The 25,388-nt window shown below is 71.1% G+C and carries 26 protein-coding genes; 9 read left to right on the plus strand and 17 right to left on the minus strand.

Features of this window, described 5'->3' with window-relative positions:
- Both ACTZWW_RS07675 and hemF read left to right on the plus strand, forming a co-directional pair.
- A partial coding sequence (locus tag ACTZWW_RS07675) for a hypothetical protein (RefSeq protein WP_444780356.1) occupies positions 1 to 655 on the plus strand: 655 nt, incomplete at its 5' end.
- 237 nt (positions 656 to 892) lie between these two features.
- The gene (hemF, locus tag ACTZWW_RS07680) at positions 893 to 1,807 is read left to right on the plus strand and encodes an oxygen-dependent coproporphyrinogen oxidase (protein ID WP_444780357.1); all 915 of its coding nucleotides are present in this window, start codon (positions 893 to 895) and stop codon (positions 1,805 to 1,807) included.
- Positions 1,808 to 1,889: 82 nt separating this feature from the next.
- Here hemF and ACTZWW_RS07685 read toward each other — a convergent pair whose 3' ends face one another.
- Genes ACTZWW_RS07685 through araD form a run of 6 tightly spaced genes read right to left on the minus strand, consistent with a single transcriptional unit; the run spans position 1,890 to position 9,069 of the window.
- A complete protein-coding gene (locus tag ACTZWW_RS07685) occupies positions 1,890 to 3,905 on the minus strand; it encodes an alpha-glucosidase (RefSeq protein WP_444780358.1) in 2,016 nt (671 codons plus the stop codon).
- A 13-nt stretch (positions 3,906 to 3,918) separates the two neighbouring features.
- The gene (locus ACTZWW_RS07690) at positions 3,919 to 4,704 is read right to left on the minus strand and encodes an SDR family NAD(P)-dependent oxidoreductase (RefSeq protein ID WP_444780359.1); all 786 of its coding nucleotides are present in this window, start codon (positions 4,702 to 4,704) and stop codon (positions 3,919 to 3,921) included.
- 1 nt (position 4,705) lies between these two features.
- Complete coding sequence (locus ACTZWW_RS07695) at positions 4,706 to 5,599, minus strand: SMP-30/gluconolactonase/LRE family protein (protein ID WP_444780360.1); 894 nt, start codon at positions 5,597 to 5,599, stop codon at positions 4,706 to 4,708.
- Positions 5,596 to 6,495: an aldose 1-epimerase gene (locus ACTZWW_RS07700; protein ID WP_444780361.1), complete on the minus strand. Its 900-nt coding sequence runs from the start codon at positions 6,493 to 6,495 to the stop codon at positions 5,596 to 5,598. Before ACTZWW_RS07700 ends, ACTZWW_RS07695 begins: the two co-directional genes overlap by 4 nt.
- 23 nt (positions 6,496 to 6,518) lie before the next feature.
- Entirely contained in the window at positions 6,519 to 7,325 is an 807-nt protein-coding gene (locus ACTZWW_RS07705) for an HpcH/HpaI aldolase family protein (RefSeq protein ID WP_444780362.1), read from the minus strand.
- A gap of 7 nt (positions 7,326 to 7,332) precedes the next feature.
- Entirely contained in the window at positions 7,333 to 9,069 is a 1,737-nt protein-coding gene (araD, locus tag ACTZWW_RS07710) for an L-arabinonate dehydratase (RefSeq protein ID WP_444780363.1), read from the minus strand.
- A gap of 424 nt (positions 9,070 to 9,493) precedes the next feature.
- On the opposite strand from araD, the gene ACTZWW_RS07715 reads away from it, so the two are divergent.
- On the plus strand, positions 9,494 to 10,474 hold the full coding sequence (locus ACTZWW_RS07715) for a LacI family DNA-binding transcriptional regulator (RefSeq protein WP_444780364.1): 981 nt from the start codon (positions 9,494 to 9,496) through the stop codon (positions 10,472 to 10,474).
- Here the strand turns inward: ACTZWW_RS07715 and ACTZWW_RS07720 are convergent, their stop codons facing one another.
- The 4 genes from ACTZWW_RS07720 to dapD form a co-directional block, all read right to left on the minus strand.
- Entirely contained in the window at positions 10,475 to 11,086 is a 612-nt protein-coding gene (locus ACTZWW_RS07720) for an alpha/beta hydrolase (protein ID WP_444780365.1), read from the minus strand.
- Positions 11,087 to 11,100: 14 nt separating this feature from the next.
- A complete protein-coding gene (locus ACTZWW_RS07725; protein WP_444780366.1) occupies positions 11,101 to 12,042 on the minus strand; it encodes a ring-cleaving dioxygenase in 942 nt (313 codons plus the stop codon).
- Between the two features lie 136 nt (positions 12,043 to 12,178).
- Complete coding sequence (dapE, locus tag ACTZWW_RS07730) at positions 12,179 to 13,339, minus strand: succinyl-diaminopimelate desuccinylase (protein WP_444780367.1); 1,161 nt, start codon at positions 13,337 to 13,339, stop codon at positions 12,179 to 12,181.
- A gap of 7 nt (positions 13,340 to 13,346) precedes the next feature.
- Positions 13,347 to 14,183 (minus strand): 2,3,4,5-tetrahydropyridine-2,6-dicarboxylate N-succinyltransferase, encoded by an 837-nt coding sequence (dapD, locus tag ACTZWW_RS07735; RefSeq protein ID WP_444780420.1) that lies wholly within the window; start codon positions 14,181 to 14,183, stop codon positions 13,347 to 13,349.
- Positions 14,184 to 14,442: 259 nt separating this feature from the next.
- On the opposite strand from dapD, the gene ACTZWW_RS07740 reads away from it, so the two are divergent.
- The 3 genes from ACTZWW_RS07740 to ACTZWW_RS07750 all read left to right on the plus strand — a co-directional run bounded on the left by ACTZWW_RS07740 (position 14,443) and on the right by ACTZWW_RS07750 (position 17,204).
- A complete protein-coding gene (locus ACTZWW_RS07740; RefSeq protein ID WP_444780368.1) occupies positions 14,443 to 14,760 on the plus strand; it encodes a hypothetical protein in 318 nt (105 codons plus the stop codon).
- A 106-nt stretch (positions 14,761 to 14,866) separates the two neighbouring features.
- Positions 14,867 to 15,682: a Crp/Fnr family transcriptional regulator gene (locus ACTZWW_RS07745; protein WP_444780369.1), complete on the plus strand. Its 816-nt coding sequence runs from the start codon at positions 14,867 to 14,869 to the stop codon at positions 15,680 to 15,682.
- Positions 15,683 to 15,695: 13 nt separating this feature from the next.
- Positions 15,696 to 17,204: a sensor histidine kinase gene (locus ACTZWW_RS07750; RefSeq protein ID WP_444780370.1), complete on the plus strand. Its 1,509-nt coding sequence runs from the start codon at positions 15,696 to 15,698 to the stop codon at positions 17,202 to 17,204.
- Between the two features lie 13 nt (positions 17,205 to 17,217).
- Here the strand turns inward: ACTZWW_RS07750 and ACTZWW_RS07755 are convergent, their stop codons facing one another.
- The 6 genes from ACTZWW_RS07755 to ACTZWW_RS07780 form a co-directional block, all read right to left on the minus strand.
- Complete coding sequence (locus tag ACTZWW_RS07755; protein WP_444780371.1) at positions 17,218 to 17,853, minus strand: NrsF family protein; 636 nt, start codon at positions 17,851 to 17,853, stop codon at positions 17,218 to 17,220.
- A gap of 11 nt (positions 17,854 to 17,864) precedes the next feature.
- On the minus strand, positions 17,865 to 18,419 hold the full coding sequence (locus ACTZWW_RS07760) for a sigma-70 family RNA polymerase sigma factor (protein WP_444780372.1): 555 nt from the start codon (positions 18,417 to 18,419) through the stop codon (positions 17,865 to 17,867).
- Positions 18,420 to 18,588: 169 nt separating this feature from the next.
- Positions 18,589 to 18,765, minus strand: coding sequence for a hypothetical protein (locus tag ACTZWW_RS07765; protein ID WP_444780373.1), 177 nt, complete (start codon positions 18,763 to 18,765; stop codon positions 18,589 to 18,591).
- A 101-nt stretch (positions 18,766 to 18,866) separates the two neighbouring features.
- Entirely contained in the window at positions 18,867 to 19,145 is a 279-nt protein-coding gene (locus ACTZWW_RS07770) for an acylphosphatase (protein WP_444780374.1), read from the minus strand.
- 97 nt (positions 19,146 to 19,242) lie between these two features.
- Entirely contained in the window at positions 19,243 to 20,412 is a 1,170-nt protein-coding gene (locus ACTZWW_RS07775) for an AAA family ATPase (protein WP_444780375.1), read from the minus strand.
- A gap of 23 nt (positions 20,413 to 20,435) precedes the next feature.
- Entirely contained in the window at positions 20,436 to 20,648 is a 213-nt protein-coding gene (locus tag ACTZWW_RS07780; RefSeq protein WP_444780376.1) for a ribbon-helix-helix domain-containing protein, read from the minus strand.
- Positions 20,649 to 20,698: 50 nt separating this feature from the next.
- On the opposite strand from ACTZWW_RS07780, the gene ACTZWW_RS07785 reads away from it, so the two are divergent.
- Together ACTZWW_RS07785 and ACTZWW_RS07790 are read left to right on the plus strand one after the other, a co-directional pair.
- On the plus strand, positions 20,699 to 21,076 hold the full coding sequence (locus ACTZWW_RS07785; RefSeq protein WP_444780377.1) for a hypothetical protein: 378 nt from the start codon (positions 20,699 to 20,701) through the stop codon (positions 21,074 to 21,076).
- Between the two features lie 55 nt (positions 21,077 to 21,131).
- Positions 21,132 to 22,331, plus strand: coding sequence for a DUF3800 domain-containing protein (locus tag ACTZWW_RS07790; protein ID WP_444780378.1), 1,200 nt, complete (start codon positions 21,132 to 21,134; stop codon positions 22,329 to 22,331).
- Between the two features lie 33 nt (positions 22,332 to 22,364).
- Here the strand turns inward: ACTZWW_RS07790 and ACTZWW_RS07795 are convergent, their stop codons facing one another.
- The gene (locus tag ACTZWW_RS07795) at positions 22,365 to 23,207 is read right to left on the minus strand and encodes an AAA family ATPase (RefSeq protein ID WP_444780379.1); all 843 of its coding nucleotides are present in this window, start codon (positions 23,205 to 23,207) and stop codon (positions 22,365 to 22,367) included.
- Positions 23,208 to 23,679: 472 nt separating this feature from the next.
- Here ACTZWW_RS07795 and ACTZWW_RS07800 point away from each other — a divergent pair, with 472 nt between their 5' ends.
- Positions 23,680 to 25,383, plus strand: coding sequence for an ABC transporter substrate-binding protein (locus tag ACTZWW_RS07800; RefSeq protein WP_444780380.1), 1,704 nt, complete (start codon positions 23,680 to 23,682; stop codon positions 25,381 to 25,383).
- The last annotated feature ends 5 nt before the right edge of the window (positions 25,384 to 25,388 follow it).

Genomic DNA, 25,388 nt, shown 5'->3' on the forward strand with positions numbered 1-25,388 from the left:
GCCCTTCGCCACGGCGCCGGGCCTGCGCGGTGCCGCCGGACCGACCGGCGCGTCGAGCGGCCCGGGCGGGAACGGCAACGGTCCCGCGCGGGGCGAGAAGATGTCCCTCAAGCGCGACGACCCCGCCCCGCGCGACGCCGGCCGCGCCGGCTGGCTTTCGGATCTCCTGGAGCGCGCCTCGGAGGACGAGGCACCCGTGCGGGCGCCCGCACCCCAGCCCGAGCGCGTCCGCGAGCCGGCGCCCCAGCCGCGGCAGGACGCCCGCACGGAGCCCCGGTCCGAGCCCGCGTCCCAGCGCGCCCGCGGCGGCAACGCCCTCGACAGCCTCAACTCGATCTCCGTCGACATCGCCCGGATGATCGTGCACGAGGCGGCGGTGGACTTCTGGAATCGCTACGAGCCCGGCGTCATGGCCGAGTTCGAGCCGCGGCTCTACACCCAGCAGGGCCGCCAGACCTTCGAGGAGATCCGCCGCAAGTACCGCCGCGACGCGGATTTCCGGCAGACGGTGGACCGTTACGTCGAGGAGTTCGAGCGGCTTCTCACCGAGGTCGCCCGCGACGATCGGGACCAGGTGCTCACCCGCACCTACCTGACCTCCGAGACCGGCAAGGTCTACACGATGCTCGCCCACGCGAGCGGGCGCCTGGCGTGACCGGCCGGCGCACGAGCCCGATCCCGTCATCCCGGACGCCGAAGGCGGTCCGGGACCCAGAACCACAGGTGCTCGTCCGAGCGGCGTGGAACGCCTCGTCGCTCGACGCCGCCATCGCCGTCGCGGGCGGAACGCGCTCTCGCGCGTCCCGAGGCGGGCGGCACGTGTTCTGGGTCTCGGGCCCGCTTCGCGACCCGGGATGACGCTCCTCGCACCCCGTTCGAGACGAGATCACCGATGACGGACGCTAAACCCTGGAACCCGGCCGACGTCGAGCGGCTCCAGGCGGCGATGCCCGCCTGGTGCGCCGAGCTGCAGAGCCGGATCACCGCCGCCTTCGAGGCGATCGAGGACGAGACGACGGGGCCGTTCGACGCCGACGCGCCCTCCGCGCCCGGCCGCTTCGAGCGCACACCGTGGTCGCGCAAGGACCACACCGGCGCCGACGGCGGCGGCGGCACGATGGCGATGATGCGCGGGCGCGTGTTCGAGAAGGTGGGCGTCCACGTCTCGACGGTTCACGGCGAGTTCGCGCCCGAGTTCCGTGGCCAGATCCCGGGCTCGGACTCCGATCCGCGCTTCTGGGCCGCGGGCATCTCGCTCATCGCCCATCCCTGGAACCCGCACGCGCCGACCGTGCATATGAACACGCGCTTCGTGAAGACGACGAAGCCCTGGTTCGGCGGCGGCGCGGACCTGACGCCGGTGCTCGAGCGCCGGCGCACGCAGCACGATCCCGACAGCGAGGCCTTCCACGCCGCCATGCGCGGAGCCTGCGAGAACTTCGCCGACATCGCCGACTACGATCGCTACAAGGCCTGGTGCGAGGAGTATTTCTGGCTCAAGCACCGCAACGAGCCGCGCGGCATCGGCGGCATCTTCTACGACTACCACTGGTCCGGCGACCCGGACCGGGACCTCGCCTTCACCAAGGGCGTCGGCCTCGCCTTCCTGGACATCTATCCGCGGATCCTGCGCGCGAACATGGCCACGCCCTGGACCGAGGCGGACCGGCACGAGCAGCAGATCCGCCGCGGGCGCTACGTGGAGTACAACCTGCTCTACGATCGCGGCACGATCTTCGGCCTCAAGACCGGCGGCAACGTCGCCTCGATCCTGTCGTCGATGCCGCCGACGGTGCGGTGGCCCTGACGGGAGGCGAGGCGCCCGAACCGCCCCACCGCCCGCGCTCCGCGCGGACTCCTCCCCTCCAGCGAGGAAGCGGGTCAGCGGGTCAGCGGGTCGCGAACTCCCGGCGGACGCCCTCGAACAGCTCCGCGAAGCCGCTCGCCTCGCGCCAGAACACCGGCGGCTCGCCGAAGGGTGCCGCGACGGTGACGTCCGCCCCGCCCTCGAAGCGCTCGCCGGACCAGAGGTGGACCCAGCGCGCGCCGGCCGGCAGCCAGGTCGTCCACTCCCGTTCGCCCGCGCGCCAGACCGGCGCGACCAGGAGGTCGCGGCCGTAGAGATAGGCGTCCTGCACGGCGAAGGTCCGCGCGTCCTCCTCGAAATGCAGGAAGAGCGGGCGCTGGCAGGGCAGCCCGGTCTCGCGCGCCTCGGCGACGAGCGTGCGCAGGTACGGCACGAGCGCCGTCCAGATACGGGTCGCGCGGGCGAAATGCGCGAGCAGCTCCGGGCTGTCGTCGAACTGGATGTTCTCGCGCGGGCGGTTGCCCTCGTGGGTGCGCATCACCGGGGTGAAGGCGGCCATCTCCGCCCAGCGGATCATCAGCTCGGCCGTGCGGACGTTGCCGAACAGGCTCGTGTAGCCGCCGATGTCGGAATGGTGGTAGGCGTTGCCGACGAGACCGGAGGACAGCGCGCCGCAGATGACGGTGACGAGCCCGTCGTGGCGCGAGAAGTCGACCGACTGGTCGCCCGCCCACAGCAACGGGCAGTGGCGCTGAACGCCCGTGAAGCCGGCGCGCATGAAGAACAACGCCTCGCCGGTCATGCCGCGGTTCTCCACCGCGCGGGCGTTCACCTCCGCCCAGAGCACGGGCCAGGCATTGTGCATCAGCATCGGGTCGGAGCCGTCCGAGAGAACGACGTCGACCGGCAGGTACTCGCCGAAATCCGCCATCCAGCCGGACAGGCCGGCATCGAGCATCTCCCGACCGATGACGCGCTCCTCGAACCAGGCGCAGGCCGCGGGCGCGGTGAAGTCGACGATGCCGCAGTCGAACTCGCCGAAGTCGACGCGGTAGGTCTCCCCGGCGCGGTTCCTCGCGAGGTGCCCTGCCGCCTCGGCCTCGGGGAAGAGCGTGCCGTCGACGGCGAGGTAGGGGTTGACGTAGCCCATGAAGCGGATGCCACGCGCCGCGAGCGAGGCGATCGCCGCGCGCAGGCCCGGATACCAGCGCTCGTTCGCCCGCCAGTCCCAGAACAGGCGCCGCCCGAAGGACGTGTCGCGGATGCCGACCCAGTCCTCGCACCACAGGGCGGAGACCGCGCAGCCCACCTCCAGGTATCTCTCCAGGCGCGCGAGCGAGTTGGCGCCGTCCTTCAAGCCGATGATCGCGCCGTTCATCACCCACTCCGGCAGCGGAGGCTGGCGGCCGAAGCGGTCGGAGAGGCACGTGACCAGCGCCTCGAGGCTGGGCGCGCCGAACAGCTCGATGCGCGCCGGCACGGCCCAGACCTCGATCTCGTGGAAGGAGCGGCGGCGGAAGTCGAAGGCGGAATAGGCGGTCGTCTCGACGTGGAGCGCATAGCGGCGCGTCGAGAGGAAGGTCGGCTGCGGGTAGTTGGTGTGCCAGTAGTCGCCGCCGGCGCCGCCGTTCTTGTCCGCCTGGAAGGTGATCTCGCTCTTCTTGTCGCGCCCGACGCCGGGCTCGGAGGTCCAGAGCGGGAACTTCCGGCCGGAGAGGTCGAAATACGACATCTGCTCCCCGCCGCCGTAAACGCGCTCGCCCTCCTCCGCCTCGACGCGCAGCCAGAACCGGTCGATCGCCGCGTCCGCCTCCACGAAGACGAGCGCGCCCGCGTCCTCGTCGCCCTCGATCGCCACGACGAGGCGCGGCTTCGCCTCCGGGCTCGTCGAGAAGGCGACGAGGCGCCCCGCGATCGCCGCGTGGCGCAGCCCGACGCGCTCCTCGACATGGTCCTCGATCTCGAAGTTGCCGCGATACATCGCGATCCGGGGCTCGCCGCGCCCGACGAAGAGGCAGGGCCGGTCGGGCCGGTGGCGCAGCACGAGGCGCGCGCCGAGATACAGGTCGAAGCCGTCGTCGACAGCGACGAGGTGCATGGGAAGGGTGCCTTCAGTTCTGGGTGAGGCCGGCGTCGACGACGAAGTTCGCGCCGGTGCAGCCGCCGCTCTCCTCGGAGGCGAGGAAGAGCGCCATGCGCGCGACGTGGCTCGCGTCGAGCCGGAACTTCAGCGCCTGGAGATCGAGGAACTGGCGGTTCAGCTCCGGCGTGAGCCAGAGCTTCTCCTGGCGCTCGGTGAGGATAGCGCCGGGCACGAGGCAGTTGACGCGAATGCCCGAGGCGCCGAGCTCCCGCGCCAGCGTCTTGGTCAGGCCGTTGATGGCGGCCTTCGCCGTCGTGTAGCCCACCATGCCCGGGCGCCCGCGCATCCAGGAGATCGATCCCAGCATGATCACCGAGCCGCCGCCCCGTTCGGCCATGCCCGGCGCGAGCGCCTGGGTCGCGAAGAAGTGATGGTCGAGGTTCAGCGCCAGCGTGCGGCGCCAGTAGTCCGGCTCGACGCTCTCCATGGCGTGACGATCGTCGCGGCCCGCGTTGTTGACGAGCGCCGCGACGCCCTCGTAGCGCGCCTCGATGCGTGCGAGCGTCTCGCGCAGGGCCGGGACGTCGGTTATGTCGCAGGCGTCGAAGGCGGCGCCGGTCTCCTCGGCCAGCGCGCGGCCGGCCGCCTCGTCGATGTCGAGGAAGGCGACCTGCGCCTCCTGGGCGGCGAAGGCGCGCACCATTTCCGCGCCGATACCCGACGCGCCGCCGGTGATCACGACGGCGCGGCCCTTCAGCGAGCGGTAGCGCACCGATTCGTAATCGTGGAGACCCGTTCGCGTGTCGCTCGCCATCTCAGAGATCCGGATCGAAGAGCGGCTCGAGCCGCCCGGGCACGTCCACGTCGAGCGCGAAGAGCCCGCCGGCGTTCGGCGTCTGCGCGAGCTCCGGCTCGGGCCGCCCCGCGCGCGCGGTCGTCACATAGAGGGTCTTCAGGTCGCGCCCGCCGAAGGCGACCATGGTCGGGCAGCGCGCCGGGATCGGGATCTCGGCGAGGAGCGCGCCGTCGGGCGACCAGCGCTGGATCCGGGAGCCCTCGTAGAGCGCCGTCCAGTAGCAGCCGTCCACGTCGAGTGCCGCGCCGTCCGGCCGCGCCCGGTCCGTCGAGTCGCGATCGAGCCGGCAGAACACCTCGCCGTCGCTCAGCGCGCCGGTCGCCGGATCGTAGGCGTAGCGCGTCACCGTGAAGCGCGGCGTGTCCGCGTGGAAGAGGGTGCGGCCGTCGGCGGAGAAGGCGAGGCCGTTCGAGGTCATCAGCCCGTCGAGGAGCTTCGTCAGCCCCGAGCGGTCGAGCCGGTAGAGCCCCGCGCGCCCGCCGCGCTCCTCGTCGATCGTGCCGACGAGGAAGCGCCCGGCGGGATCGACGCGCCCGTCGTTGAAGCGCGACCAGGCGCGGTCCTCGGGGTTGTCGGCGAGCTTCCTCAGAACGGACCCGTCGCGCGCGAGGAGGAACACGCCCGAGCGCATGCCGGCGACGAGCGCGCGCCCCCTGGTCAGCCCGATGCAGCCGATGTCCTCGCCCACGGCGGCCACGGCGTGCGCGCCGCTCTGGGGATGGTAGCGGTGGATGGCGCGGCCGTTGATGTCGACGAACCAGAGCGCTTCCTCCTGCGCGTCCCACAGCGGGCTCTCGCCGAGCTGGGCGGCGCAGTCGAGGACGAGGCGGGCTTCGGGCGCGGCGCCGGTCATGGCAGGCGCTCCACGGCGATGCGCGCGCTCGCGACGAGGCGCTCGTTGGGCGCGAGGATGCGCAGGCCGTGGTCCTTGACCTCGGCCATGCGGTTGATCGCGTCGGGCATGTGCGACACCGGCTCGACGCAGAAAAAGTCCTTGCCCGGCGGCACGAAGACGACGCAATGCGTGAACAGCGCGTCCGCCGTGACGGCGAGCGCGAGCCTGCGATCGGGATAGACGATCTGCGCCTCGCCGCCGAAGCCGGAGAAGGCGTTGTCCAGCGTGACGGTCTCGACCTCCTTCAAGGCGGAGAAGTCGTAGTCGCCGGTCGGCGCCTCGCGGCGCACGGGGATCTCGCGCTCGTCCGCGATCCACACGCTCGCCGCCCGGAAGCGCAGGCCCGCGCCGGGGCGACGGGGGAAGTAGGGGTGGAAGCCGAGCCCGCAGGGCATCGGGCGCGCGTCGCGGTTCTCGACCGCGAGCGTCATGACGAGGGAGGTCGTCTCGAGCGCGTAGGTCAGCTCGGCGCGCATGCGCCAGGGCCACAGCCCGGCGCCCTCCCCTTCGGGATCATGATCGAGCACGAGCGTCGCCGCGCTCTCGGATCGCGGGCCGATCACCCAGGCGCTGCGCCAGCCGAAGCCGTGGAGAGAATGCGGGCTCCTGCCGAAATTGGGCACGAGCCGGTGCTCCTCGCCGCAGAAGGCGAAGCACCCCCGGTCGATGCGTCCTGAGAACGGCACGAGCGGGAACGAGGAGGTGAGCGTCGCGTCCCCGCTCGCGAGCATCTCGGGCGTCGTCTCGCGAAGGATCGGCACGTCACCGACGCGAAATCCCGCGATCGCCCCGCCGACCCCCGGCGCGAGGTCGAGGGCGAGCTCGCCGTTGCTGAGGGTGAGGATCTCGGTCATCGCGGCTCTCCTGGCTCCGTCCGTCAGTATGCGGCCGCGGGGCCGCCTGCGGAGGATGCGTTCGCGCCGCGCAGCGTTCCGAGCCAATCGGCCGCGCGCCCCGTCATCATGGCGACGTCGGAGGCGACCGCGGCGAAGCCGTAGCCGTAGTCGAGGAAGCGCGCGACCATCTCCGGGTTCGGCCCGACGATGCCGATCGGCTTGCCGACGGCCTTGGCGCCCTGCGCCGCCTGGGCGATCAGCGCCTGCACCTCCGCATGCCCCACCTGCCCCATCCGCCCCATGGCGGCGGAGAGGTCGCCGGGGCCGACGAAGAGCGCGTCGACGCCGGGCACCGCCGCGATCTCGGCGAGGCGCGCGATGGCGCGGGGCGTCTCCAGCTGGACGATGACGAAGGTCTCGGCGTCGGCGCGCCCGAGATAGTCGCTCGCGCGCCCGAAGCGCGAGGCGCGATGCACGGCGGCGACGCCGCGCACGCCCGTCGGGGGATAGCGCGCGAAGGACACGGCGGCCCGCGCCTCGTCGGCGCTCTCGACGAAGGGCACCATCACTGTCTCCGCGCCGAGATCCAGCACGCGCTTGACCATCACCTGGTCGTTCCAGGGCAGGCGCACCACGGGGGCCGCACCCGTGCAGCCGATCGCGCGCAGGATGTGGGCGAGGTCGCCGAGATCGATCGGCACGTGCTCCATGTCGACGACGAGGAAGTCGAAGCCGACGTGGCCCATCGCCTCCGCGGTGGAGGGCGCCGCCGCCATCAGCCAGCTCCCGAGGGGCGCGGTGGGGCCGGCCGCGAGGCGGCGCTTGAAGCGGTTGGTGATGTCGATCATCGCGGCCTCAGTAGATCGGCGGCTCGGGGACTGCGGGTCCCGCGGCCAGGAAGTCGAAGTCGCAGCCCTCGTGCGCCTGGGAGACGTGGCGCTGATAGAGGGCGGCGAAGGAGCGGTCGTAGCGGTAGGCGCCGGGCGTCCACGCCGCCTTGCGGCGGGCTATCTCGGCCTCGTCCACCTTCATGTCGAGGCGCCCCGCAGGGACGTCGAGCACGACGACGTCCCCGGTGCGCAGCAGCCCGAGCGGCCCGCCGACGGCGGCCTCCGGCGAGACGTGGAGGACGCAGGTGCCGTAATGCGTGCCGCTCATGCGCCCGTCGCAGATGCGTACCATGTCACGCACGCCGGCCATCAGCAGCTTCTTGGGGATCGGCAGGTTGCCCCATTCCGGCATGCCCGGCGCGCCGACGGGGCCGGCGTTGCGCAGCACCAGCACGGTGTTCTCGTCGACGTCGAGATCGGGATCGTCGATCGCCGCCTTCATCGCGCCCGGATCGTCGAAGACGAGGGCGCGACCCTCGTGGCGCAGGAATTTCGGGCTCGCGGCGGAGGTCTTCATCACCGCGCCGTCGGGGGCGAGATTGCCCCGCAGCACGGCGAGCGTCCGGCCCTGCTCCAGCGGAACCGCCGGGTTCGCGAGGTCGCGGATGACGTCGTCGTTCCAGCACTGCGCGCCGTCGAGCGCCTCTCCGAGCGTGCGGCCTTCCACGGTCGGACGCGAGAGGTCGAGGTGCGCCTCGAGCTTCTTGAGGAGCGCCGGGAGCCCGCCGGCGAACCAGAAGTCCTCCATCAGGTAGTCGCCGGACGGGAACAGGTTCGCCAGCACCGGGATGCGCGCCGACACCGCCGCCATGTCGTCGAGCGTCAGGTCGACGCCCGCGCGGCGCGCCATGGCGACGAGATGGACGGCCGCGTTGGTCGAGCCGCCCATGGCCATGTAGGCGACGAGGCCGTTCTGGAAGGTCTCGCGTGAGAGGATGGTGGAGGGGCGCACGTCCTCCCAGATCATCTGGACGATGCGCTCGCCGCAGGCGGCCGCCATGCGGGCGTGGCCGGAATCGACGGCGGGGATCGAGGACGCGCCGAAGAGGGTGAGCCCCATCGCGTCGACGATGGAGGTCATGGTCGAGGCCGTGCCCATCGTGTTGCAGGTGCCGGCGGAGCGCGTCATGCGGCTCTCGAGATCGACCCAGTCCTGCGCCGAGAGGCGGCCGGCACGGTACTCGTCCCAGTATTTCTTGGTGTGGGTGCCGGCACCCGTCTTCACGCCGCGCCATTGCCCGTTCGACATCGGGCCGGCCGGGCAGTAGATCACGGGAATGTCCATGGAGAACGCCCCCATCAGGAGGCCCGGCGTGGACTTGTCGCAGCCCCCCAGCAGCACCGCCCCGTCGACCGGATGCGAGCGCAGGAGCTCCTCCGCCTCCATGGCGAGGAAGTTGCGGTAGAGCATGGTGGTGGGCTTGACCATCACCTCCCCCACCGAGAGCGCCGGCAGCTCCACCGGATAGCCCCCCGCCTGCCACACGCCGCGCTTCACCGCCTGCGCCCGCTCGCGCAGATGGGCGTGGCACGGGCTCATGTCGGACCAGGTGTTGAGGATGGCGACGACCGGCTTGCCCATGAACTCCTCGCGCCGCATGCCCATCTGCTGGGTGCGCTGCCGATGCGCGAAGGCGCGCATGTCGTCGGCGGCGTACCAGCGCTGGGATCGCAGGCTGTCGAGGGTGCGGCGGGTCGTCATCGAGCCTCTCTCGGGGGGAACCGATCGCGCATCTTAGCGCTGCGAAATACGGGCGCAAGGTGGGCGATGGGCAGGCCGGCCTGCGCGCGCCCGCACACCCCTGCACCCCGGGTCGCGAAAGCGGGCTCGGGGCACGGAAACGCAGAGGTGTGTTCAGCGTGCGCGAAGCGCAGGCGTCCACCGACGCTGATAGAGGCGTGGAGCGCCGGGGCCTTTGCACGCCGCTCGACGAACACCTGTGGTTCTGGGTCCCGGACTTGCTTCGCAATCCGGGATGACAGGGGGGTGGCCGTGGGCGACGGCCCGTTTGACACCGCACCCGGCATCCGCCAACGTCGCATGATCACAGCGCTACGATCGGGGACGGGGAATGGACGGCGCGGGGCCGCGGCGGCGGGGGCGGCGGAAGATGCAGGCGGTGACCATGTCCGAGGTCGCTGCCGCCGCGGACGTTTCCGCCTCCACCGTGTCGCTCTACTTCCGCAGGCCGAAGAGCGTCTCGCCGCCGGCCCGCGAGGCGATCGCCCGCGCGGTCGCCGATCTCGGCTACGTGCCGAACCTCGTCGCCGGCGGGCTCGCGGCGGCATCGTCGCGGGTGGTGAGCCTCATCGTGCCGTCCGTGCGCAACGCGTTCTTCGCCGAGACCGTCTCGGCGCTCGAGGCGGCGCTGGCGCCGCACGGGCTGCAGGTGCTGCTCGGCCACACCGAGTACGACCTCGCCCGCGAGGAGGCGCTGGTGCGCGCGGCGCTGGCCTGGGCGCCGGCGGCGATCGTGCTGACGGGGCTCGAGCACAGCCCGGACACGCGCGCATTGCTCAAGAAGGCGCGGGTGCCCGTCGTCGAGATGTGGGAGCGGGGCGCGGCGCCGGTCGACATGGGCGTCGGCTTCGACCACGGCGCGGTCGGCGCCACCGCCGCGCGGCGGCTGATCGCCCGCGGTCGGCGGCGGCTCGCCTATTGCGGCGCGCGCATGCAGGAGGACCGACGGGCCGCGCAGCGCGCGGACGGCTTCGCCGCGGCGGCGCGGGCGGAGGGGATCGACGTGTCGATCCTCAACCACCCCGGCCCCGCCGACCCGCAGGCCGGCGCGCTGCTCCTCGACCGCGCGCTGCGCGAGCTGCCCGACGTCGACGGCATCGCCGCGTCGAACGACCTCGTCGCCATCGGCGCGCTGTTCGAGGCGCAGCGCCGGGCGCTGCCGGTGCCCGAGCGCCTCGCACTCGTCGGCTTCGGGGACCTGCCCTTCGCCGCCGCGTGCGTGCCGCCGCTCACCACGATCCGCCCGGCGGGCGACCTCGTCGGGCGGGAGGTCGCCCGCCTCGTCCTGGCGCGCATGCGCGGCGAGCCGGTGCTCGAGCGCGCCATCGACACCGGCTTCGTGCTCGTCGAGCGCGTGTCGGGCTGATCACCCGCGCGTCGCGAGGAAGCCGCGGGCGAGGTCGAGATCGGGCCGCGTCAGCCCGTGGCCGACGGGGAGCGTCTCGTGCGCCACGGACGCACCGGCCTCGCGCAGCCGGCTGGCGAGATTGCCCACGTCGTCGGCGGGGACGATCGGATCCATGGCGCCGCTGACGATCAGCACCGGCGTTCCGTCGAGCCCGCCCGCGGGCGCCTCGCGCAGCGGCGTCATCGCCCGCCACAGGACGGCGCCGGCGAGAACGCCGGGATGGCGCCACATCACCGCCGCCGCGATGTTCGCGCCGTTCGAGAACCCGACCGCGATCGGCGCGGCGAGCCCGTAGGCCTCGCGCATCCGCGCCACGAAGCCCGCGAGCTCGTCGGCGCGGGCGCGTACGTCCGCCTCGTCGAAGACGCCTTCCGACAGGCGCCGGAAGAAGCGCGGCATGCCGTTCTCGAGCACCTTTCCCCGCGGCGAGACGAACGCGCGCCCCGGCGCGATCTCGGCCACGAGCGTGACGAGGTCGTGCTCGTTCCCGCCCGTGCCGTGCAGCAGGAGGAGAGGCGCACGCGCCGGATCTCCCGGCGCGTGGGTGTGGACGAAGGAGAGGTCGGCCATGGTTCGGGCACTCCTCACAGGGGCGGCAGGACGGCCTCGATACGCGCACGCTGCGGCTCGAGGAAGGCGGGAAGCTTCAACGCCTCGCCCAGGCTGTCGGCCGGCTCGTCGGCGGCGAAGCCGGGCTCGTCGGTGGCGATCTCGAACAGCACGCCTCCGGGCTCGCGGAAGTAGATCGAGCGGAAGTAGTTGCGATCCTTCTGCTCGGTCGCCGGCAGGCCCATGGCGGCGAGCTTTTCCGCCATCGCCGCCTGCGCCGCGTCGGAGGCGGCGCGGAAGGCGACGTGGTGGACGGAGCCGGCGCCGAGCCGCGGGCGCCCGGCCGCGCTCTCGACGAGCTCGACCGCGGCGCCCACCGCCGCCGTGCCCTCGAAGCGCACGCGGCCCGCCTCGCGCCCGGTCTCTGCGAGGCCGAAGACCTCGGTCAGAACCGCAGCGGTGCCGGCGAGCGCGCCGACCTCGAGCGTCACGCTCTCGAAGCCGCGGATGGCGTGCGCCGCCTCGATCCCGTCCACCGCCCACGCGGGCTCGGCCTCGGCGCCATCGACGCCGACGAGCGCGAGGCGCATGCCGTCCGGGTCGCGGAAGGTCACGACCGGCCGGCCGAAGCGGGTCGCCGGCCCCTCGTGATCGACCGACATCCGCACGAAGCGCGCGAGCCAGAAGCCGATCGCCGCCTTCGGCACGCGAAACGCGGTCTCGCCGGTCTCGCCCGCACCCGCCTTCCCCGGCGTGGCGTTCGCCCAGGGGAAGAAGGTGAGGATCGTGCCCGGCGCGCCGGCCGCGTCGCCGAAATAGAGGTGGTAGGTGCCGGGATCGTCGAAGTTGACGGTCTTCTTCACCAGCCGCAGCCCCAGCACGCGGGTGTAGAAGTCGCGGTTGCGCCGCGCCTCGCCGGAGATCGCGGTCACGTGGTGGAGGCCGGTGCTCGTCGTGTCGTTCGTGGAATGGCTCATGGCGCATCTCCGAAGCAGGGTGGCGCGCGGTGCACGCCCGTCATGCCGGACAATGTGCGATGAGGAAAGCGGAATGCGAGGCTGGAAAGGTCGGGATTGCGAAAACGCAAGGAAGCCGCGTCGCTCAGCCGCTTTCTCAGCCGGCGAAGTACGCCTCCAGCACCCGCACGTAGATCGCCTGCAGCCGCTCCAGCTCGGCGACGGGCACGCGCTCGTCCACCTGATGCATCGTCTGTCCGACGAGGCCGAACTCGAGCACAGGGCAATAGTCCTTGATGAAGCGCGCGTCGGACGTCCCGCCGGTCGTCGAGAGCGCCGGGCGGATGCCCGTTTCGGCCTCGATGGCGTCCTGGATCTGGCGGACGAAGGCGTTCGGCTCGGTGAGGAAGGCGACCGCGTTGGTGTCCTCGAAGGAGGCCTCCCAGCGCACGGCGTTGCCGGCGGCGTCCTCGAGCCGGCGGCGGATCTCCGCCTGGAGGGTCGCGGGCGTCCAGAGGTCGTTGAAGCGGATGTTGAAGGCCGCGCGCGCCTCGCCCGGGATGACGTTCGTGGCGGGGTTGCCGACGTCCACCGTCGTCACCTCGAGGTTCGAGGCCGCGAAATGGTCCGTGCCCCCGTCGAGCGGCGTCGCCTTCAGGCCGGCCAGCAGGCGGACCATGCCCTCGATCGGGTTGTCGGCGAGGTGCGGATAGGCGACGTGGCCCTGCCTGCCGTGGACGACGAGCGTGCCCGAGAGCGAGCCGCGCCGGCCGATCTTGATCATGTCGCCGAGCCGCTCGGGGTTCGTCGGCTCGCCGAGGATGCAGGCGTCGAAGCGCTCGCCCCTGGCCGTCGCCCAGTCGAGGAGCTTCACCGTGCCGTTGATCGCCGGCCCCTCTTCGTCTCCCGTGATCAGCACGGCGATCGAGCCGGGGAAGCCCGGGCGCGTGGCCACGAAGTCGAGGGCGGCGGCGAGCATGGCGGCGATGCCGCCCTTCATGTCGACCGCCCCGCGGCCGTAGAGCACGCCGTCGACGATCTCGCCGGAGAAGGGCGGGTGCGTCCAGCGGCCCGCGTCGCCCGGCGGCACGACGTCGGTGTGGCCGGCGAGCATCAGGACCGGCGCGCCCGTGCCGATGCGGGCGTAGAGGTTCTCGACGTCGGGCGTGCCGGGGGCCGAGAAGACGGGGCGCTCCACCGCGAAGCCCGCGGTCTCCAGGACATGCGCGAGGAGCGCGAGCGCGCCCCCCTCCGTCGGCGTGACGGAGGGGCAGCGGATCAGCGCCTGGGCGAGGTCGACGGCGGAGCGGGGGTTCATCGCCGGATCAATCGCGCAGGAGCTCGTTGATCCCGGTCTTGGCGCGGGTCTGCGCATCGACGCGCTTGACGATGACCGCGCAGGAGAGCGACGGGCCGGGCGAGCCGTCCGGCAGCGGCTTGCCGGGGAGCGCGCCGGGCACCACGACGGAATATGGCGGGACCTTGCCGCGGAAGACCTCGCCGGTCTCGCGGTCGACGATCTTGGTCGAGGCCGAGATGAAGACGCCCATCGACAGCACGGACCCCTGCCCGACCACGACGCCCTCGACGACCTCCGAGCGCGCGCCGATGAAGCAATCGTCCTCGATGATCGTCGGGCCGGCCTGGAGCGGCTCGAGCACCCCGCCGATCCCGACGCCGCCGGAGAGATGCACGTTCTTGCCGATCTGCGCGCAGGAGCCGACCGTCGCCCAGGTGTCGACCATCGTGCCCTCGTCGACGTAGGCGCCGAGGTTCACGAAGGAGGGCATCAGCACGACGTTGCGGGCGACGAACGCTCCGCGGCGCACGACGCAGCTCGGCACGGCGCGGAAGCCCGCCTGCTTGAACCGGTCCGCGTCCCAGCCCTCGAACTTGGAGGCGACCTTGTCCCACCACACGGCGCCGCCGGGACCGCCCGCGATCACGCTCATGTCGTTGAGGCGGAAGGAGAGCAGCACCGCCTTCTTCAGCCACTGGTGCACGACCCACTCCTCGCCGACCTTCTCGGCGACGCGGGCGCGGCCGGAATCGAGCGCGTCGAGCGCCTCCTCCACGGCGTCCCGCACGGGGCCGACGGTCGCGGGGCTCACGCTCGCGCGGTCCTCGAAGGCGGCGTCTATGGTCGCGGCGAGGGTGGTCATCGCAGTCGTGGTCATGGCGGGCGGGCTCCGGCGGATGGATCGTCCGCTGCTTAGCAACGGTCGCGCCCGAGGTGAAGCCGAAATGCCGCGCCGTCCGGCCGCGGCGCGGCGGCGGCGGCGCTCGCGACCGGTCGGCAGGCGACGAGCCCACCCGTGGATGTACTCGAGGTCCGCCCGAGCTAACCAATGTTGTAGACGCGGCCGTGGCGGTCCCTAAGACTCGGGCCGGTTGGCTCGCAGGCCGATGTCGGTGACGGTCATGAACATCATTTCGCTGGCATTAACGAAACGAAGCAGCTCGAGCGCCGAGGGAGATCCGGCCTATAATCTCTTCAGGCGACACGAGGAGCCACAGCTCTATTGCGCGGTGCCGGAGCATTACCCGGTCCCCTCCTTCATCATCGGGGAGGCCTGGGACTTCGGCGGGCGCCTCGACAACGCGATGGCGGCCCCGCTGGGCTTCGACGCGGGCGCGGCGCGCCATGGAGTCGCGCTCACCGGGTATTATCTCTTCCTCGCGGACCGTCGGGGCCATGCCCACGCGGCGCACGACCGGCTGGAGACCGGGCGCGCGTGACGGGAGAGGAACGGGCCTTGCCGTCGACACGAATTCCCGCGAGCATGCCCGAGCGACGCGCGCCCGCCGGACGGGCGGTCGCGAGGACGAGGTCGATGATGCAGCCATGCCCGCGGCGGTGCGCGTGCCGATGAACGCCGAGCCCACCGTCCGGCGCCTGTCCTCCTACGTCGCGCTGACGAACGACGACGCGCGCCTCCTCGAGGACGCCTGCCGCGAGCGCGTCCGCCGCATCGGCCCGCGCGAGGACATCGTCCGCGAGGGCGAGCGCCCGCACGCCCTCTACGTCCTGCTCGACGGGTGGGCGGTGCGCTACAAGTCGTTGGAGGACGGGCGCCGGCAGGTCCTCTCGTTCGTCCTGCCGGGAGACCTGTGCGAGCAGCACGTCCTGATGCTGCCGCGGGCGGACCACAGCCTGGGCGCGATCACCCCGGTGGCGGTCGCGGAGATCGCGGCCGCCCGCGTCGCCGAGATCTCCGCCGCGAGCCCGCGGCTGTCGGCGGCGCTCGCCTGGTCGGACCTGTGCGCCCAGACGCTCCAGCGCGAGTGGACCGTCAATCTCGGCCAGCGCTCGGCGCTCGAGCGCATGGCGCACCTCATCTGCGAGCTGTTCCACCGCCTGCGGGCGGTCGGCCTCACCCACGGCCTCTCCTACGAGCTGCCGGTGACGCAGGCGATGCTGGCGGACGCGACGGGCATCTCCGCCGTCCACGTCAACCGCACGCTCCAGGAGCTGCGCGCCGCCGAGCTCATCACCCTGCGCGGTCGCCACATGACGATTCACGACCTCGAGGCGCTGGAGACCGCCGGCCTCTTCAGCGCCGCCTATCTGCACCTCGACCAGGCGGCGCATGCCGCGCCGACGCACGCGGACGGCCGCGCGCCGGTGCTCGTCCTGCGCAGCATCGCGACAGAAACGTGACCGGAGCCGACGCATGGAAGAGCGATCGACGCCGAAAGACTCCCCGAGCCCGGACGCGGCCGGCTCCGCCTGGCCCGCGGGCGAGAGCGAGGCCGCGCGGCTCGTGCGCGCACACGACTGGGCGGCCTCTCCGCTGGGCCCGGTGGAGACCTGGCCGCGGACGCTTCGCGGCGCGCTCGAGGCGATCCTGCCGGTGCCGGTGGCCATGGCGATCCTGTGGGGGCCGGAGCTGATCCAGCTCTACAACGATGCCCAGGGGGCGCTGATGGGCTCCGAGCGGCACCCGTCGATCGGCCGTCCCGCAGCAGCGGTCTGGTCCGAGATCTGGCCGCGGGTCGCGGAGGATCTCGCCACCGTCCGCGCCGGCGGCGGCGCCGTGCGGCGCGACGAGGTGGCGCTGCCGATCACCCGCGACGGCGCGACGCGAACCCTCTGGTGGAGCTACGTCTACTCCCCGCTCCCGGATCCGGATGCGCCGAACGGGGTGGGCGGCGTGCTCGTCGTCGCGACCGACGTGACGCAGCGGGTTCTCGCCCGCGAGGAGGCGCGCACCAGCGCGGCGCGGCTGCGAGCGCTCGTCGAGAACCTGCCACAGCTCGTCTGGCGGTCCCACGACGGCGGCGACTGGACCTGGGCGAGCCCCCAATGGATCGAGACGACCGGGCTCTCGGCCGAGGCGAGCCTCGGGCTCGGCTGGCTCGACGCCGTTCACCCGGACGATCGCGAGCGCGTGCGCGCGGCCTGGGCGGCGGCGGCGCAGAGCGGGAAGCTCGAGGTCGTCCACAGGCTGCTGCTCGCCGGCGGCGGATCGCGCTGGTTCCAGACGCGCGCGCAGGCGGCGCCGCAGGTCGAGGGTGCGCCGCGCGAGTGGTTCGGCTCGTCGAGCGACATCGACGACCAGCGCCGCCTGCAGGACCAGCAGAAACTGCTTCTCGGCGAGCTGCAGCATCGCGTGCGCAACACGCTCGCCGTCGTACGCTCCATCGCCCGGCGGACCGGCGACACGGCCCAGAGCGTTGGCGACTTCGCCTCGCATTTCGAGGGGCGCCTCAACGCGATCGCCCGCACCCAGGCCCACGTCACCCGCGACCCGCGCGCGGGCATCGACCTCGAGTATCTCGTCGCCGAGGAGCTGACCGCCTGCGCGGCGCGCGAGGGCGAGCGCGTGACGATCGGCGGGCCGAAGATCCTGCTCAAGAGCCAGGCGGCGCAGACGCTCACCCTCGCGATCCACGAGCTGGCGACGAACGCCGTGAAGTTCGGCGCGCTCGCGGGCGAGACGGGGACCGTCTCCGTGACCTGGGAGATCGACGGGAGCGCCGAGCCGCCGCTCCTGCGGCTCGCCTGGCGGGAGGACGGGGTCGTGCCGGATACCGAGCGGCCCGAGCGTCAGGGCTTCGGCACCGAGCTCCTGCGGCGGACCCTCCCCTACGAGCTCGATGCGATCGTGCGCTACGAGATCGGCGACGGCGCCGTCCTGTGCGTGATGTCGCTGCCGCTCGCGGCGCGGGTTCTCGCCTGAGCGCGGGACCCGCTCACCAGCGCAGCCAGCGCCGCCCTGCGATTGCCCCCGCCGCCGCGACGATCCCGGCGGCGAGCGTGTACCATGTCGCTACGAAGAGGGGGCTGTCGTCCGTGCAGAAGATCGCGTAGAGCGCTGCGGCGACGCCCGCGGCCGCGAGCCCGGCGACCGCGCCGGCGAGGCCGGGCCGCACGGGCGCTCCGCGCCGCAGGCCGAAGATCAGCGAGACCAGCACGGGGAGCGCCAGCACCGGGATCGAGACGAGGCAGACGAGGGCGTTGTCGCCCACGAGCGCGGGTGCCCACGCCTGCGCCGGCAAGGCGACGAGCTCGAGCGCGACGAAGCCGCCCACGGCCGCCGGCGCGGCGGCGAGCGCCATCGCCCAGCCCCGGGCCGAGGCGCCGGGGTAGACGAGGCGCACCGCGAGCCCGAGCGCGCCGATCGCCAGGAGGGCCCCGACGAGGGGCTTGGCGAGGAAGCGCAGGCTCTCCACCGCCGACGCGAGGTCCGCACGCGGCCCCCAGCCGGTGAGGAAGAGCGTCAGCGTGACGCCGAGCCCCACGGCGCAGGCGGTGGCGAGGCCGGCCGCGAGCGGGCGGCGCGGCGCGAGGTCGGCCGCGAGCGTGTCGATCAGGTCGTCCGTTCTCATCGCGATCGTCCTCATGCCACCATGCTCGCGCGTAGGTCGGCCAGCTTGCGCAGGCCCCTGTGGAGCGCGACCCGCACCGCGCCCTCCGACATTCCGAAGCGCCGAGAGGCTTCCCCGACGCTCGCCCCCTCGATGCCGATCGCGCGCACGATCTCGCCGGCACGGCCCGTCAGGCGCGCGACGACGCGGTCCATGTCGGTGGAGGTGGTGGGATCCGGCTCGGCCTGCGCCGGCAGGATCTCCGTGAAATCGGCGATGTCGACCTCGGCGTGCCGGTAGCGTCGCCGCATCTGATCGACGATCTTGTAGCCGGCGATCGCGAACACCCACGGGCGGATCGCCTCGTCCTCGCGCCAGGTGGCGCGCTTGACGTGGATGGCGAGCAGGGTCTCCTGGACGGCGTCCTCGACGTCCGCCCCGGAGAGCCCCCATTGCGCGGCCTTGCCGCGGACCTTGGAACGGATGGCGGGGGCGAGCTCGGACAGGAGCCGGCGATAGGCGCCCTCGTCGCCGCGGTTGGCGGCGCGCATCAGGCTCGACCAATGTGTCTCGATCGGGTTCGACATGGCAGACCCCTCTTCGTGACGAGAGGTCTCCCTGTTACATCGAATGGCGCGCGCACGGTCGTCACGGGCGCGTGCGGCACGCGCACATCGGCGTGAGCGGTCCCGCGAGCGCGGATCACGCCGGCGCGAGGGCGGTCATGCCCGCCCTCGAAGGATCAGCCGAGCGCGCTCACTCGAAGTCGCTGGCGCCGTCTTGGGGGAAGTGCGGATCGTAGGGCGCGATCCGCGCGTCGTCGGACGCGGTCCGCGACGCGGGGAAGTAGGGGTCGTAGGCGACGACGGCGGGGCGCTCCCCGTCCGCGTCGGCGCGGACATCGTCTCGGCGGTCGAGATCGTCGTCGTTCATGGAATCGTCTCCGTACACGAGGCGGACCGGTTAACACGACGACACCATCGATGTTGTTGCTTGCCGGCAACAGGCGGCGACGGAGCGACGCCGGACGTGCCTCAACGCACGACAAACGTGCTCTCGACGACGTTGCGCACCTCGAGGTGGTCGACCGCCAGACCGGCGACCGAGGCACCCGGCGGGCCACCGCGGAGGGCCGCGAGGTAGGCCTCGATCGCCGCGGGGTTCCCCGCCACGACGCTCTCCACGGAACCGTCCTCCCGGTTGCGCACGAAGCCCCGCAAGGCGATCTCCGTCGCGCGCGAGGCGGCGAAGGCGCGGTAGCCCACGCCCTGGACGCGTCCGGTCACGACGATACGAACGGCGCTCTCGGCCATCTCCGGTCTCCCTCGTTCGGCTCCGATCATGCGGACGAACGCGCGGGCCGTCGAGAGGACGCCGGGGCCGATCGCCGCGAGACGGATGCGCGACGCCTCACCGCTTGGGCCATACCCACCCCGGCGCGTCCACGTCCTCGGCGAGGCGGGTCTCGCCCAGCGACTTCTCCAGGCGATGCACCACGGCACCCGGCGCGCCGGCGAGCGCACCCGCCAGCGCCGCGCTGTGGGTGACGACGACGATCTGCGCGCGTTCGCCCGCGGCGAGGACGAGCCGGGCGAGGGGCGCGATCAGGTCGGGATGCAGGCTCGTCTCCGGCTCGTTGAGGACGAGGAGCGCCGGCGGGCGGGGCGAGAGCAGCGCCGCGACGAGCGCCAGATAGCGCATCGTGCCGTCGGAGAGCTCCCGCGCCCCGAGCGGGCGCAGCAGGCCCGGCTGGTGCATCACGGTCTCGAACAGGCCCGCCTCGATGTCGATGGCGACGCGCGCGCCGTCGAAGGCGTCGGCGATGGCCGCGTCGAGCGCTCGCGGGTCGCCGATCTCGCGGATGGTCTGGAGCGCCGCGGCGAGGTCGCCGCCGTCGCCGGAGAGCACCGGCGTGCGGGTGCCCACGCGTCGCTGGCGCATCGGTGCATCCGGATCGGTGCGCAGGTGGTCGTAGAAGCGGAACGCCCTCAGCCGCTCGCGCAGCGCCAGGAGCTCGGGCGCGCCGCGCGGGTCGGCGGCGTGGGTGAGCATGCCGTCGAAGGGCGCGAGGTGCTGCGCGACGATCCGCAGCCGGCCCTCGTCGTCCGCGACCCGCACCATCGGCCCGCGCCGCTCGGCGAGCACGACGGGCCGCGCCCGCATCGGCCCCGAGAAGACGGTCTCGACCTTGTATTCCGGGTCGAGCCCGAAGGCGGACGTGGTCGTCACCGGCAGGCCGAGGTCGACCGCGTAGCCCAGCGCATCGTCCTCGCCCGCGCTGCAGAACCCGAGCTTGAGCGCCACGCGCTCGCGCCGCACGGTGCCCTCGACGGGCACGGTGCCCGCGCGCATCTCCCGCGAGATCCGCTCCGGCCCCGCCCACAAGGTCGAGGCGAGCCCGCCCTCGGCGGCGAGCGACCCCACGAGCCGCCCCTGCGCCGCATCCGCGATGAGCCTCAGCGCCCGATACAGGCTCGACTTCCCCGCGCCGTTGGGCCCGGTGACCACCGTGACGCGCCCGAGCGGCACGACGATCTCACGCAGCGAGCGGTAGCCGGAGACGGCGATGGCGGTGAGCATGGTGGACCTCGCTGGCTGCGCCGTCAGGAGTCGAGACTGTCGCCGTCGTCTCTCCCGGCGAGCCACTCCACAACGGCCCGCCGCAACACCTCCGACCGCGACACCCCCTCCCCGGCCGCGATCGCCTCGACCCGCGCGAGCGCGTCCTTCGGCAGCCTCAGGCTCACGAGCGGATCGCGGCCGGTCGCGGGACGCCCGCGTCTTCTTTTTTGGTGCACCTCACTTGCATCGGACATAATTCAGGTGTACCCATATTCAACGCAATCACCGGGACGGAGCCATCGGCATGCCGCAGGCGGTTCATAGCACGAATACGCGCATCGCGCGGCTCTCGGCCATCCTCGCCGACGCGCGCGCCTGCCACCGGGCGCTCTGGGCGATCGTCACCCCGGCCGAGACGGCCGCGCTGGCGGCCGCGGACGACGCTCGTCTGCAAGCCAAGTACGCCACGCTGGACGAAGCCCAGGTCGCCCTGCTCCACGCCTGCGACGCGCTGGCCCGCACGATCATCCGCCTGCCGCGGGAGCTGCCGGAGGACTTCCCGCTGAAGGTGGCGGCGCTGAGGGAGCAGCTGGACCCGGAGCTGTTCGCGGAGGATGCGGAGGAGGAGGAGCGGTTGGTGGCGGGATTGATGGTGGAGGCTACACATATTAAGCTCGTTTAAGCGCACCAGCGACTCGGGCGTTCTAAAGCTTCTTCGGTGACGGGAGAAAAGATCCGTGGCTGAATCAAAGATACCCATTTATGCTTATGTAGACGAAACAGGAAATACTGGGCACAATCTTTTTGACAAAACGCAACCCGATTTCTTCACAGGCGCACTCATAACGAGAGGCGACTTCGATGCGTCCCATGGGATGCGTACGCGCGAGATTGCACGCCATCTTGGGCATGAATCTCTTCATGGTAAAGAGCTTGGATTTTGGCGGATAGAGGACGTCTCGAAAGATTTATATCAGATTTTCCAGTCTTCACGCGCGCACTTTTTCGTGTCCCGCGTTGAGAAGCGCTATCTCTTAGCAACAAAAGTATTCGATGTCCTCTTTGACTCAGGTGAAAATGCAGCGGTCGCATGGCATCACTATAATTTGAGACTCCAAAGACTCATGCTCACGTTCAAACTAGCGAGCGTGATGCAAGAAAATTCTGCACGCCTCCTCTGGAATTGCATTCTGGAACCGAATGAGAAACGTGCCTACGCTGGTCTCCCAGTAGCATGTAAGGCAATACTTGGCGATGTAGAATCACTCAAGGACCCACGAGCCAAGGAGGTCCTCCAAGCTGGCCTTATCTGGGCCAGAGATCATCCGGAATCGATACAGATCTACGTTGAAAGAAAGCAGTCGCGGCAGGGCCACTTCCCAAATCTAGTTGCATTTACAAATCTTCTTAAGGGCCTTGATAATCTTTCGAGTCTCTGGAGACGTCCTGTCCATAAGATCACGCACGATGAACAGTCTGAATTTTCGAAGACACTTACCGCCTACCACACTATGTTCAGCAATGCGTCAGAGGAAACATTCAGATGGGCAGGCGAGGAACACAAGTTTCAGCTGGTACCATCTAGCCAATTGATTATCTCCAAAGACTCTTTATCGCCCGGTGTACAAATTGCCGACGTCGTACTCTGGCTTTATCACCAGTTCAGGAAAGGCAAAGAGCTCCCTAGCGGGTGCCTCATGCTTGTCATGTATGTGCTAGAGCACGGATGGGAAACAGATTTTTCCTTTGACGGTATTTCAAGGCAGATCGAACCGACGATAAAAGAGGTGTTTGAGGCACCGTTCCCTCCAGAAAAGGCACGAGAAGCGATGGAGCTTCTGCGGCGAATGGAAGAGCATCGCCAGCTCTCAATTCAGCGCTACAACGAAGACGGTCTGCCTCCGTTTATGCGAGCCTCAAGAGCCGATGCCCCCTGATTTCGCGGGGTGCCAGGCGAGGCAATTCCCCCCTCACCCACCCCGCCGCGTCATGAACGCGATCTTCTCGAACAGCGCCACGTCCTGCTCGTTCTTCAGCAAGGCCCCGTGCAGCGGCGGGATCAGCTTCCTCGCGCTCGTCTCGCGCAGCACCTCCGGCGCGACGTCCTCGTTGAGCAGAAGCTTCAGCCAGTCGAGCAGCTCGCTCGTCGAGGGCTTCTTCTTCAGGCCCGGGGCCTCGCGCACGGCGAAGAAGACGTCCAGCGCCTCCTTGACGAGCCTCTGCTTGATGCCCGGGTAGTGCACCTCGACGATGGCCGCCATCGTGTCGGGGTCGGGGAACTTGATGTAGTGGAAGAAGCAGCGGCGCAGGAAGGCGTCGGGGAGCTCCTTCTCGTTGTTGGAGGTGATCACCACGATCGGCCGGCGCGCGGCGCGCACCATCTCGCCGGTCTCGTAGACGTGGAACTCCATACGGTCGAGCTCCTGGAGGAGGTCGTTGGGGAACTCGATGTCCGCCTTGTCGATCTCGTCGATGAGCAGCACCGGGCGCTCGGGCGCGGTGAAGGCGTCCCAGAGCTTGCCGCGGCGGATGTAGTTCGCGATGTCGGAGACCCGCGGGTCGCCGAGCTGCGAGTCGCGCAGGCGCGAGACCGCGTCGTACTCGTAGAGGCCCTGCTGCGCCTTCGTGGTGGACTTGATCGACCACGTCAGCAGCGGCGCGCCGACCGCCTTGGCGATCTCCTCGGCGAGCACGGTCTTGCCGGTGCCGGGCTCGCCCTTCACCAGAAGCGGGCGCTCGAGCGCGATCGCCGCGTTCACGGCGACCGAGAGGTCCTCGGTGGCGACGTAGTCGGGGGTTCCGGCAAAGCGCATGGGGCGTTCGTCCTCGTCTCGCGCGCCGCGGCGCGCGCAGAGCTTGTCCCACGCCACGCCGCGGCGCGCAACGCCGCGGGGCGCGGATGCGGCCGCGCACGCCGCGTGCAGTCGAGCCGCGCTCGCCCGGCAGACCAGCCCGCATGGCGTGAAGACTAGCGGCTACACCTCGGAATTCCGTGCCCGGCCATCGGGGGCGCAGCCGCACGCACGCCGGATCTCGCACCGTACGAGACACGGATGCGCATACGATCGACGATCGGCGCCCCGTGGATCTTGTGCGGCGCGGCACGACGTCGTCGCGCGGCGAGTGCGGATATACGTTTGACACCCCCCATGCCGCACGCGATAACTTCGCGATCGAGCTCGGCCGTGGGGGCAACCCGGTCGCGAGCCGTTCCGTGGCCGCCTCGCGCGGCTTCCGCAGCGAGAATCGAGAAGCCCGCGGCAACGGGCGAGAGGACCGGAGACGATGACCGAGAAGAACGACGGCACGCGCCTCGACGCCGAGGCGGTCGAGGCCCTGGAGCGGGTCCATCCGAAGCTGCCGCGGGTGGCGGCGGGCGTCGAGGAGGGGACGGTCTCGCGCCGCGAGTTCCTGCGCACGGCGACCCTGCTCGGCCTCTCCGCCGGCGCGGCCTACGCGATGGCCGGGCGCCTGACGGGCGAGCCCTTCGTGCCGGCGGCGCGGGCGCAGTCCGGCAGCCCCGTGAAGGGCGGGACGCTGCGCGTGTCGATGAACATCAAGGAGATCTCCGATCCCGCGACCGTCGACTGGTCCGAGAAGGGCAACGAGCTGCGCCACGTCATCGAGCCGCTCGTACGCATCTCCTCGGACAACGTCGCCGTGCCGCATCTCGCCGAGAGCTGGAGCGCGTCCGAGGACCTGCGGACCTGGACGTTCAGGCTGCGCCAGGGCGTCAAGTGGTCGAACGGGGACGATTTCGGGGCCGACGACGTCGTCGCGAACTTCGTGCGCTGGATGGACCCCGCCGTCGGCTCCTCGAACTACGGCCGCTTCTCGGCGCTGCGCACCTCCAACGACGACGGCTCGCCGATGCTGGAGAACGGCGTCGTCAAGATCGACGACCACACCGTCGAGTTCAACCTGCGCGTGCCCTTCCTCGCCCTGCCGGAGTCGATGGGCGACTATCCCTGCATGATCGCGCACCGCTCCTTCCAGGGCGGCAACTGGGTCGAGAACCCGATCGGAACCGGCCCCTTCGAGCTCGTGGAGCTCACCGTCGGCTCGCGGGCGCGCTATCGCCGCAAGGAGAGCGGCTGGTGGGGCGGCGAGGTCTTCCTCGACGGGATCGACTACGTCGACCACGGCGACGATCCGGCCGCCCCGCTCGCGGCGCTGGCGTCGGGCCAGGTGGACATGCTCTATCGGCTCAACGTCGAGCAGGTGCCCGCCGCGCGGGCGATCCCCACGCTGGTCCTCTACCAGGCCGACACCGCGCAGACCGGCGTCGCCCGCATGAAGGTGGACCAGGCGCCGTTCGACGACATCCGCGTGCGCCAGGCCATCCAGTCCTGCATCGACCACGAGCGGCTGCTCGCGCTGGCCTACCAGAACCTCGGCACGCCCGGCGAGGACCACCACGTCTCGCCGGTCCATCCCGAGTACGCGGCGATCGCGAAGCCGACGCAGGATTACGACCGCGCCCGCGCGCTGCTGGCGGAGGCCGGCTACGGGGACGGACTCGAGATCCAGATCGACTGCGTCGCCCAGCCGACCTGGGAGCCCAACACCTCGCAGGCGCTCGTCGAGATGCTGCGGCCGGCGGGCATCGACCTCGCCGTCAACATCATGCCCGGCGGCACCTACTGGGACCGCTGGACGACGACGCCCTTCGGCTTCACCTCCTGGACGCACCGACCGCTGGGCACCCAGGTGCTCTCCCTCGCCTATCGCTCGGGCGTGCCCTGGAACGAGTCGTCGTATTCCAACCCGGACTTCGACGCACTGCTCGACGAGGCGGAGGCGACGCTCGACGTCGAGGAGCGGCGCGCGATCATGGAGGAGCTCCAGCGCATGCTCCAGACCGACGCGGTGATCGTGCAGCCCTACTGGCGCTCCATCGCCACGGCCTCGAGCCAGGCCGTCCAGGGCTACGCCCACCACCCTGCCGAGGAGCACCACTTCGAGCAGGTCTGGCTGTCGCAGGGCTGATCCGC

The organism is Salinarimonas sp. NSM, from assembly GCF_052380005.1.
Classification (GTDB): Bacteria; Pseudomonadota; Alphaproteobacteria; order Rhizobiales; family Beijerinckiaceae; genus Salinarimonas.